The 10,472-nt window shown below is 60.6% G+C and carries 9 protein-coding genes; 8 read left to right on the top strand and 1 reads right to left on the bottom strand.

The window, feature by feature from the left end; genetic code table 11:
* From B2A78_RS21655 to B2A78_RS21640, 4 genes are all read left to right on the top strand, one after another.
* Positions 1 to 591 (top strand): proton-conducting transporter membrane subunit (locus B2A78_RS21655; protein WP_276205415.1); only part of this gene is annotated, 591 nt, incomplete at its 5' end.
* Positions 588 to 2,081, top strand: a complete 1,494-nt coding sequence (locus B2A78_RS21650) for a proton-conducting transporter membrane subunit (protein WP_077732137.1) — start codon at positions 588 to 590, stop codon at positions 2,079 to 2,081. The genes B2A78_RS21655 and B2A78_RS21650, both read left to right, overlap by 4 nt.
* The gene (locus B2A78_RS21645; RefSeq protein WP_077732136.1) at positions 2,078 to 3,817 is read left to right on the top strand and encodes a complex I subunit 5 family protein; all 1,740 of its coding nucleotides are present in this window, start codon (positions 2,078 to 2,080) and stop codon (positions 3,815 to 3,817) included. Before B2A78_RS21650 ends, B2A78_RS21645 begins: the two co-directional genes overlap by 4 nt.
* Positions 3,818 to 3,916: 99 nt before the next feature.
* Positions 3,917 to 4,912: a TonB-dependent receptor gene (locus B2A78_RS21640; RefSeq protein ID WP_156881858.1), complete on the top strand. Its 996-nt coding sequence runs from the start codon at positions 3,917 to 3,919 to the stop codon at positions 4,910 to 4,912.
* Between the two features lie 334 nt (positions 4,913 to 5,246).
* Here the strand turns inward: B2A78_RS21640 and B2A78_RS21635 are convergent, their stop codons facing one another.
* On the bottom strand, positions 5,247 to 5,600 hold the full coding sequence (locus B2A78_RS21635; RefSeq protein WP_133716138.1) for a hypothetical protein: 354 nt from the start codon (positions 5,598 to 5,600) through the stop codon (positions 5,247 to 5,249).
* A 383-nt stretch (positions 5,601 to 5,983) separates the two neighbouring features.
* Here B2A78_RS21635 and B2A78_RS21630 point away from each other — a divergent pair, with 383 nt between their 5' ends.
* From B2A78_RS21630 to B2A78_RS21610, 4 genes are all read left to right on the top strand, one after another.
* Positions 5,984 to 6,328, top strand: coding sequence for a PepSY-associated TM helix domain-containing protein (locus tag B2A78_RS21630; protein WP_156881859.1), 345 nt, complete (start codon positions 5,984 to 5,986; stop codon positions 6,326 to 6,328).
* 765 nt (positions 6,329 to 7,093) lie between these two features.
* Complete coding sequence (locus B2A78_RS21620) at positions 7,094 to 7,618, top strand: RNA polymerase sigma factor (protein WP_077732142.1); 525 nt, start codon at positions 7,094 to 7,096, stop codon at positions 7,616 to 7,618.
* Between the two features lie 96 nt (positions 7,619 to 7,714).
* Complete coding sequence (locus B2A78_RS21615; RefSeq protein ID WP_077732131.1) at positions 7,715 to 8,728, top strand: FecR family protein; 1,014 nt, start codon at positions 7,715 to 7,717, stop codon at positions 8,726 to 8,728.
* A gap of 119 nt (positions 8,729 to 8,847) precedes the next feature.
* On the top strand, positions 8,848 to 9,915 hold the full coding sequence (locus B2A78_RS21610; protein WP_240502628.1) for a TonB-dependent receptor: 1,068 nt from the start codon (positions 8,848 to 8,850) through the stop codon (positions 9,913 to 9,915).
* Positions 9,916 to 10,472 lie beyond the last annotated feature (557 nt).

Genomic DNA, 10,472 nt, shown 5'->3' with positions numbered 1-10,472 from the left:
ATCGCCTGGTCGACCGTGACTCAAGTCGGCTATTTGTTTCTGACGTTTCCGCTTGCCGCTGCGTCTTCTACGAGTGCCCCGGCCGCCTTGAGCGGCGGCGTGTACTTGGCCGTGTCCCATGCCGTGGCCAAGGCCGCCGTGTTCTTGGCGGCCGGCGCCATGCTGAAAGTGACCGACGAAGACCGGATCGATCGGCTGGAAGGCGTCGGCCGGCACCTACCCATCAGCCTGTTCGCCTTCGCCATGGCTGGTGTCAGTCTCATGGGTCTGCCGCCGAGCGGAGGATTCATCGCCAAGTGGCTTCTGCTCAATGCCGCGCTGTCCTCCGGGCAATGGTGGTGGGCCGCCGTTCTGGTCTTGGGCGGGCTCGCGTCCGCCGCCTATATCTTTCGAGTGCTGCGCCGCTGTTTTCTGCCACCAAGGGAGTACGCTGCGTTCCATCCGGTGCCCTTGGTCATGCCCTTAGCCGCGCTGTCTTTGGCCGGCATCGCCCTGGCCCTGGGGCTGGCGGCGGCTTATCCGCTTCGCCTCTTGCAGACGGGCGCGCCCCTTCTGCTCGAAGCCTCCGCACCGTCGACGGTGGCCCCATGACTTTCGACGATTGGTTGCCCCTCCTGGTGGTATTGAGTTCGCTCATAACCGGCCTGCTCATTTTCTTCGTCGGCGAGGAACAGCATCGCACCCGCTCCTGGCTCAATCTGATCGGCGCGGTAGCCAAGCTCGTGCTGGTGGGCATCATGGTATGGGGCGTGTTCCAGAGACATCGTTACGAAACCCGGTTGCCTCTGCTGCCGGATCAAGACTTCGTATTGCGCGCCGACGCGATGGGCATGCTGTTCGTGGGGCTTTCCTCGGTCCTATGGCTGCTCACTACGATCTACGCGATCGGCTATCTGGAAGGATCGCCCCATCGCAGCCGGTTTTTCGGTTTTTTCAGCCTGTGCGTGACCTCCACCATGGGCATCGCACTGGCCGGCGATCTCATAACCTTCATCATTTTTTACGAGCTGCTGACGTTGTCCACTTATCCCTTGGTGGTGCACCGCGGTACAGCGGACGCGTTGCGCGCCGGGAAGGTCTATTTGCAATACACGATGACCGGTGGTGCACTGCTGCTGGTGGGCGTCGTCTGGCTGTACGAGGTGGTAGGGTCTGTCGAGTTCACCGAGCGCGGTGTGCTGGCGGGGGTTTCGGTGGTTGATTACCCTGACCTGCTCGCGATCTTCGCGATTCTGGTCGCGGGGCTCGGGGTCAAGACTGCGCTGGTGCCGCTCCACGGCTGGCTGCCGGTCGCCATGGTGGCGCCCGCCCCGGTAAGCGCCTTGTTGCATGCAGTGGCGGTGGTCAAGGCCGGGGCCTTCGGCATCGTGCGCATCGCCTACGACGTGTACGGGGTGGAGTTCGCCGCTCGCCTGGGCGTGCTGGGTCCCTTGTCATGGGTCGCGGGCATCACCATCGTGTATGGCTCGGTGCGGGCGTTGACTCAGGACGACCTCAAGCGGCGGCTGGCCTATTCCACCGTCAGTCAGGTGTCGTACATTGTACTGGGAATCGGCATTCTCGGTCCGCTGGCGACCATCGGCGGCGTCGTGCACCTGGTACACCAGGGACTGATGAAGATCACTCTGTTCTTCTGCGCAGGCGATCTGGCCGAAACCCTGGGCATTCACAAGATCAGCGAAATGAACGGCGTCGGCCGGCGCATGCCCTGGTCCATGGTTGCGTTTACCGTGGCGGCCTTGGGCATGATCGGCGTCCCGCCGGTCGCCGGCTTCGTCACCAAATGGTATCTGGGCTTGGGGGCGATAGCCGCGAAGGACTACTGGGCGCTCGCTGTGCTTGCCGTCAGCACCGTGCTCAACGCCGCTTATTTCCTGCCGGTCCTACGTCGCATCTGGTTTCTGCCCGCGAGCGGAGAATGGCCGAAACGCGAACGCGATCAGCTCGAAACCCGTCCGACGCTGCTGGTGCCCACATTGATCACCGCTCTTCTCTCCCTTGCCGCCGGACTGTTCGCGGGCTCGTGGTTCAGCCCGCTGGGCTGGGCCAAGTTGGTCACGGCCCGGGAGTACGTTTCGTGAGTACGAGTTGGCTGGTCGCCGCCGCCCTGCTCGCTCCTTCCCTTCTGGCGATCGCGCTATTCATGGCCTCAGGGCGTTCCCCGACATGGCCTATCGCGCCCTGGGCCGCATTGCCGGGCCTGGTTCTGGCCGCGGCGCCGGATTTCCGCATCGATCTGTCCTGGTTATTGCTAGGCACGCGTTTGGGACTGGATGCCACCGGTCGGATGTTTCTAATCTTCACCGCTCTGCTGTGGCTGATCGCAGGCCTTTACGCTCAGGTTTATCTGGCCTCCGATTCGAAGCGCCGCCGCTTCGGCGGGTTCTTTCTGAGCACCATGACGGGCAATCTCGGCGTCATTTTGGCCCAGGACGTGGCGAGTTTTTATTTATTCTTTTCTCTGATGACTTTTTCCGCCTATGGCTTGATCGTGCATGAGGGCGGTGAAGAGCCGCACCGAGCGGGGCGCATCTATCTGATCCTGGCCATCCTTGGGGAGGCCATGCTGCTCGTCGCTTTTTTGCTGAGCGCGAGCGCGGCGGAAAGTCTGTTTCTCGACCAGATTCCGAAGGCTGTCGCCGTATCGCCGCAGCGAAATCTGATCGTGGCGTTGTTCCTCGGCGGATTCGGGATCAAGGTTGGTGTCCTGGTGCTTCATGTCTGGCTACCTTTGGCGCATCCGGTCGCCCCCACTCCCGCCAGCGCGGTGCTGAGCGGAGTCATCATCAAGGCCGGTCTCTTGGGCTGGCTGCGCTTTCTGCCGCTGGGGCAGGCGGCCCTTCCCGATTGGGGCTATGGACTGACGGCCGCAGGGCTCGCCGCGGCGTTCTACGGTGCTGGGGTGGGATTGGTCCAAAAGGACTCCAAAACCGTGCTGGCCTATTCCAGCATCAGCCAAATGGGGCTCATCACCGTGCCGGTCGGATTGGGCTTGGCGGCACCGGCGGGCTGGCCGTCGTGTCTGGCGGCGGTTACGGTCTATGCGGTCCATCATGCTCTGGCCAAGGGAGCCTTGTTCCTCGGCGTCGGAGTCGCGCGGGAAACCGCTCGCGACGAGCGGAAACTTCGCTGGATCACGGCCGGGCTGCTGCTGCCCGCGCTGGCGCTGGCGGGAGCTCCCTTTACCAGCGGTGCGCTCGCCAAAGAGTCGCTCAAGAGAGCCATAGGCTCGGTGCCCGAACCATCGCAGGACTGGCTGGCCTGGACATTGTCTTTCGCGGCGGTGGGCACCACGCTGCTGCTCGTACGCTTACTCTACCTGGTCCGACACGAGGCGCTGACGGAAAGCCACGGCAGCGGGAGCCGGGGATTGGGTCTTACCTGGGGGCTGGCGCTGCTTGGCGTATTTGCACTCACCTGGATCATGTTCGCCGACGCGGCGCGGGCCTTTTTCGAGCTAGCGCTGGAACCCGGGATTCTCTGGAGCGAATTATGGCCGGTGGGCGGCGGTATCTTGCTGGCTTATCTGTTCGGCCGCCGGTTCGCCCGGTCCGCCCCGCCGATACCAGCGGGCGATTTGCTCGTACCGGCGGAACGGCTGGCGCTGAGTGCCTGGACGGGTATGAAAAGTTTATGGAATAAGGCGGTCCGGAAACCGGCTCGCCCGCCATGGAAAACCTTAGGCGCACGGCTGGCCCAGGGCCTGGCATACGGCCAAGCGTGGCTTGAAAGCATGGCCATCGCCGGAATCCTGTTTCTCTTGCTCATCGTGCTTTTTGCCTTGGCATTGCTCCCGAAGAACTTCGGGCGTGAATAAGAGCCTATCCCAGTAGGTTCAAGAAACCCTTCGACAAGCTCAGGGCGAACGGCCTACCAGGATCGGCGCACGGAAGGTGAAGTCGGCGAGGTACTCGACGTGGATGATCGCGGCACATTGACCCGCGACGAACGCTATCAGGCCTCGGCTTACTCCGCGTATTTGCAGGACGCCATGCGCTTCGGCGACTGGACGATAACTCCGGGCCTCCGCATGGAGCACTACACCCAAAACAAGACGCGCGTTTTCGACGCAGAGGATGGCCCCGAGCCGAAAGAGGAAGACAACACATCGATTCTGCTGCCGGGCATCAGCTTTCTTTACAGCGGCTTCACGGACACACAGCTCTTTGCCAGCGTGCAGCGGGGCTGTACGCCCGCGCCGGCTCGCGGCAGCGACTTCCCGCTGGTTCCCGAAACCGGCATCAACTCGCAGGTCGGGTTGCGCTCCAGCTTCGTGAAGGGCATCAATTTCGAACTGGCGGGCTTCTACAACGTTTTGAACAACACGCTCGTGCAACTCCCCTTCATCGATCCGAACACCGGGCGGGACATATTCATCAATGCGGAAGATTCCGAGGCCGTCGGCGTCGATGTCGCGGTGCGGGTCGACTCGGCCGCTTACACCCAGTCGCCCTATAATTTCTTTGGCATGCTGGCCTACAACTATACGGACGCGAGATTCACCGAGGGCGTCAGCAAGGGTAATCAAGTGCCCGAGGTTCCGCTGCACACGGGCAGTTTGACCTTGGGCCTGGAACACACGAGCGGCTGGCAGATCAGCGCGACCCTGACCCATATGGACAGCTTCTTCACCGACCCGGCCAACACCCGCGATCCCATCCTGACGGATGAAGACGGCGCCCCTCCGGAGGCGGGCGATGTGATCGACCTCCGCGAGCCCATCGTCGTGGGCGCCGTCCCCAGCCGCACCCTCCTTTCGGCGCGCGCGACCTATGCCATCCCGAACACTCCGGTAACGCTCTGGGTTCAAGGTCGCAACCTGACGGACAAGCTGTATGTCTCAGACTACTCGAACGGTTTGCGCCCGGGCCCGAGCCGAACGGTGATCGGCGGCGTGACGATCCGCTTTTGAGAACGTCTGAATCGTATCCCTACCCGCCTGAACTTGGGGGTTCCCGAGCTCCCCGCTTGGGAACCCATTGGCGAAAACGCTAATGCTTATTCCAGTATTGACCATTCAGGAATCACCGAGCATAAGTCCCCTTTCCCACCGGGTGTCGCAAAAGCAAAAATAGGCCGGGATGACGAAGAAATCCCAGCAATCCGCGAAAATGCTGGGTTTCGTTCCTCAGCCCAGCCTATAAATTGGACCTTTGCAACACTTTCCAGTGGGCGGGGGTCAGGGTTTTGCTCTCAAAATCAGAGGATACGAAGATATATAGACCTCGGCGCAGTTCGAGAAACAACTACATCAACGTCGCGTCCGGATTCAGAGCGAAAAAACCCAACAGCCCATAACAAGCAACCGCCAGGGCTGCATGGGCCATCAGCACGATTCTAGGCGCCGATCTCCCTCTTTTGGCGGCGAATCCCATCGCAGCTCCCAAAAGAATGATGACTACGGCCATGCCGATATTGGCATAAACCCGCTGGTCGCCATCCAGCGCGACAGCGATCACCAAACCGGAGCCCAGCAGCGCGGCGGCGGCATGAACCAGCGAGTAAGCCGGCCCCACGGATTGGCCGCGCCAGGCGTCCCGGATCATCATCAAGCCCATAGCGGCAACTAAAGTAAAAACGGCAAGCGCACCCATCAACATATCGAAATCCTCCTTGGAAGTGGAATGAATGGAAAACGTCTCAAAGGAAACGTGCGGACTTAACAAAGAAAGAATCGAGCCAACTTGACCTACAAACATCCACTTTGCCTCAACCAGATTACGAAACAGAGGGCAAGGTCACGCAACGCTTGCTGCGCGGCCATATTTCGAGTGAACGGAACTTAAGGAAGGATGCGGCATATCGGCAATCGCGGCACCGTGAATGGCCTTCCCTTCTAGGTCGGAGCGGCAAAAGCCTAAGTCATCTGTGGCGTTTGACGGAAAAAACTCGACGGAGCACATGCCGCTCGTTAAAAGATCTCAACCCGCTTGGCGGCTTTTTGCGCGCGGTCCGTCTACCTCCACGAGGATAAACAATAACATTGGGGGGTCTAGATGAAGCTTTTGACCCGGCAGACCATCCGAGCGAAGAGATCGCACATCGATCCCCTGGCACGAGTTCCCGCACCACCGGTGGGGTCGCGCTGCTGGTCTCGGTCTTGACCGGAATCTACCTCTGGTGGCCGAGCCGGAATCAGCTCGTCCGGGCCTTGACCGTCAAGCGCCGCGCGAGCCGGGAGCGCCTCATATTCGACCCGCACAAGGTTTTCGGCATCTACAGCGCTCCGGTACTCGCGGTCGTGGCGTTCAGCGGCGTCTATCTGGTGTTTTTCGATTACGTCCGCCCGATGGCCAATCTGTTCTCCCCGGTCGAACTGGATGGCTAGGCCGACCCGCACGGCCTGACTTCGAAAATAACGCCCGGAGCGACGCCGATTCCGATTGCGTCCGCCGTCAGCGCGGCTGAGTCCGTGTTTCCGGAAGCCCGCTTGCGGCGCGTCGGGCGAAAGGCGTATCGCGAAAACGCCTCGAGCGCGACCTTTATAGAGAGAAATCGAATTTGGCGAGGCGGGTTGTGCTGAGGCATGAACCCGACATTTCTCCGCTATGATCCGGGCGAATTGACATGGGCGTAATGCAAAAAAAAACGGGATGCCGACTGAACGGCATCCCGATCGAATGAGGAGATCTCACGCACTCGTACGGTTGGCCTCGGAGGAGAACCAATAGCTGCTACGAGATGGGATTATCCTATTAAACCTAACCCATTGATTCAAGGTGACATTTTGTCGCATGGACCGTGCGGCATTTCACTCGCCGCAGTGCGGCAAATGCATTAAAGCTCCCCCCATTCGAAAACCGCGTGATTTAATAAACTTTTGAAATATAAAGGCAAAAAGATTTGGCACGCCGTTTGTTATGTTATTGATGCTGACCAGCGGTCGGCCTCTCCGAGCACCTCGGGCGCTTGATGGAAAGGCTGACCGCGACCACATCGCACAATCATGGCGTCGATGCAGGTCGAAAGCTTGTTCACGAAAATCAATACATTCCCCAACATAGCTCGCGGAAACCCAGGCAACTGTCTCGTACACAAGCTCCGGACGCAATCCGTTTCCCACCAAACCGGCACCGAATCCCATCGCCAATTTATGAATCCTTCATCGCTCGGCACCGAAAGCGTTTTCTCGGACAGTCGGGACGAAATTTTCGCCTTTCTCATGCGCCGCCTCCGATGTCCGGAAACCGCTGCCGATTTGGTCCAGGAAACCTATCTGCGCCTGCATCAGAGCGAGCGACGAAGTCCTGCCGACAATCCGCGCGCCCTGGCTTTTCGCATCGCCGCGAACCTGGTGGTCGACTATTTGCGAAAGCAGACCGCCAAATCCCGCTACGAATCCGCTCACGACGACGAAGCGCTTGCCTCAGAAACCGTCCCCGGCCCGGATTTGGCCCCCGAACAGGCAGTTAGTCTGGGGCAAACCATGGATCGTCTGAAAGCGGCCTTGTCGGAATTGCCGGTGGACTCCCGCACGGCTCTGCTGTTGAACAGCGCGGACGGCCTGACCTATGTCCAGATCGCCGAACGGCTGGGCGTATCGGAGCGAATGGTGGCGAAGCGCATTGCTCAAGCCCTAAAACACTGTCGGGACCGGCTCGACGACGAGACCACCTGATCGATGCCGCCGTTTCATGCCCATAGCGATACGGTTTTTTTTCTTCCGTCCGTCTTATATACATAAGTCTCTCCGACATACCCGACCGTACCGTTCATGAACCCAAGCGATCGCCGCAAACTACTCTCGGACCAAGCCATCGATTGGCTGGTGCTGCTACGTTCGGGTGCGGCGGGGGACGGCGATCGCCAGCGCTTCGCCGAGTGGCTGGCGGAGGGGCCCGAGTACGCGGACGCATTTCAAGAAGCGGAGCGTCTATGGGCTTCGGTCGCGGACGTTTTGAGTGACGAGGCAGGAGATCTCCGTGCAGAGCAGCCCGCCGCGGTCGGACTGCCGGAAAAGCGCCCTTCACCGATCTCGCCCGCGGGTCGGCGCCGGCTCCGGCCTGCCCGCTGGGCCGCGGCGGCCGCGCTATTGCTCGCCTTCGGACTACAGGGACTCTATCTCGGCGACTTTTGGCTCAGTGATTACGCCACCGGCACGGGAGAGCAGAAGCTGGTACGCCTGGACGACGGCAGCACCGTGCTGCTCGACACCGATACCGCCATTGCGCTGGATTGGAACCCATCGCGACGGCGCATTCGTATCCGCCACGGCCAAGCGGCCTTCACGGTGGCGCCCAACGCTGCCCGGCCGTTCGAGGTGGAAACCGGCCCGGCGGTGATCCGCGCCTTGGGCACCGTCTTCGAGGTTTCGGAGAGCACGGCCGGCGACATCGCTGTGACGGTCCAGGAACACGCCGTCAGCGTCAGGCTTGCGGACGGACGGTCCGATTCCGCGCAGGCTGCGGTGCGGGTGGCGTCCGGGCAGCGCGTCAACTACAGCCCGACACACGGCTTGAGTTCGCCGGAGAAGACCGATTTGAGCCAAGCGACGGCTTGGCAGCGACATAAGCTGATATTCAAGGACCAGCCCCTGGTGAAAGTGGTCGCGGAACTCGACCGTTACCGGCCGGGAAAGATCCTGATTGCCGACCATCGCCTGGAGGATCTGCGCGTTACCGGCGTGTTTTCCCTGGACGATTCCGATGCCATCCTCGCGGCCGTCGAGAAAGCGCTCGCCATCCGATCTACCCGGCTGAGTCCCTGGCTCGTGCTGCTGCATCGCTGAACCCCCATCTCGTTCGCATCGATTCGACGAAAATTTTTTTGCTTTCCCGGTTCATGGTTTTGGCGTTCGCACGTGTTCAGAAAAGAAACATCCCTTTTCTGAATTCCTTCGAGAACGTCATGAAAAACAAAAAGAACCGGAACACATGCAAAGACGCCGACATTTTTGACCCAGTTTCAAAACCCCCAAACTACTTTCCTCCGGGGAAAAGATCATTCACCGCACTAGCGGTCGTCATCGCGGCAATCGTAATTCCGGCCGAGGCCTCTGAAAAAGAAAAGAGCCATGCGCGACACTACGCCATCGCCGCACAGCCGCTCGGCGATGCACTGACGGAATTCGCCGACCAGTCCGACCTGAAACTGGTTTTCGATGCCGATCTCGTCCGCGGCCTCAAGTCCCGAGGACTATCGAGCACGCTAACGCCGGAGCAGGGCCTGGACAAGCTGCTGGACGGTACCGGCTTCGGCTATCGCTTCATCGGTCCCGGAACCGTCACCATCGAACGCCTCGCCAAGCGCGCTGCCAAACCGAACATCGCGCCCGCTGCCGGCCATCAGACCCGAGGGACCGGCGACGAATCGGTCCAACTGGCCACTGTTTCGGTTACCGGTGAAGCGGAACCTCAAAGCCTTACCACACCCTCCATCGAAGAATCGCGGGAAAAACTGGGGCGAGTGCCCGGCGGGACGACGCTGATCGAGGGGGAGCGAATCAGGGAGGGCGCGGCGCTAACGGTGAACGACGCGCTTGCTTATGCGCCGGGCGTATACGTCGGCGACCGCATTCGCCTGCGCGGCAGTTACACCTGGAGCAATTTCCACTTCGACGACGATCCGGTGCTGAAAGACAACCGGCTGCCTGGCATACCGGAGCACAATGCCCGCTTCGAGGCGCTCTACCAACATCCCGGCGGTTTCTACATCGGGCCGAACGTAACGGCGGTCAGCTCCAACTGGGTGGATTTCACCAACACCCTTGCGGCCGATGCCTATGCTCTCCTGGGCGCCCGCGTCGGCTGGGACGACGGCAAACATTGGAAGGTGTTCGTCGACGGACGCAATCTCACCAACGAGCGCTATGCCGCCTCGGTCTTCGTTACCGGTGACGCCGGAGGACAGGACGTGGCGCAATTCAATCCCGGCGCCACCCGCATGGTGTTCGGGGGATTCGAGTACCGGTATTGAATTGGTTCGGCGAGTACGTAGCGAACGATGCCTGTCCTGAGCGTAGTCGAAGGGCGGTTCGCTTCGCTCACCACATCCTACGAGCCGTACTCAGCCGGGCCGAACGTGCCGAGTCGTTTCGGTCGAAGCCTGCAATTACGCTCGTTCCCGATCTCCGGATTGGGAACGCTGCCTTGGAAGCTCCCGCTTCCCGAAACATGACAAGCCAGAGCTTGCAAGACCCGGTTCCCAAGCCCAAAGCTTGGGAACCGGCGCAAACACCGATACAAGGCGGAACAAGGTGACAACCGTTCCCGGCGTTCGAAATGCGCGAACTCGACGGCCAAACCGGCCGGATGCCGGTGGGGTTTTCTTTCTGTCATTCGTCTTATTTAGTCGGCATTCGAGTGAACATTCATCGTAGGGTGAGTTAGCCCCTAGTCTCCGCTTGGGACAGGCCCTTCGACAAGCTCAGGACAGGCTCCGCGTAACCCACCGATTCGAGGCCGTTCGGTGGGTTACGGCCTCGCGGCCTAACCCACCCTACAAAAATGAATGCCTTATTGAAAGCGATTTGG

It is taken from the genome of Methylocaldum sp. 14B (assembly GCF_002005105.1).
Taxonomy (GTDB): domain Bacteria; phylum Pseudomonadota; class Gammaproteobacteria; order Methylococcales; family Methylococcaceae; genus Methylocaldum.
The sequence above is the reverse complement of the archived record's forward strand: the minus strand, read 5'-3'. Positions and strand labels throughout refer to the sequence as shown.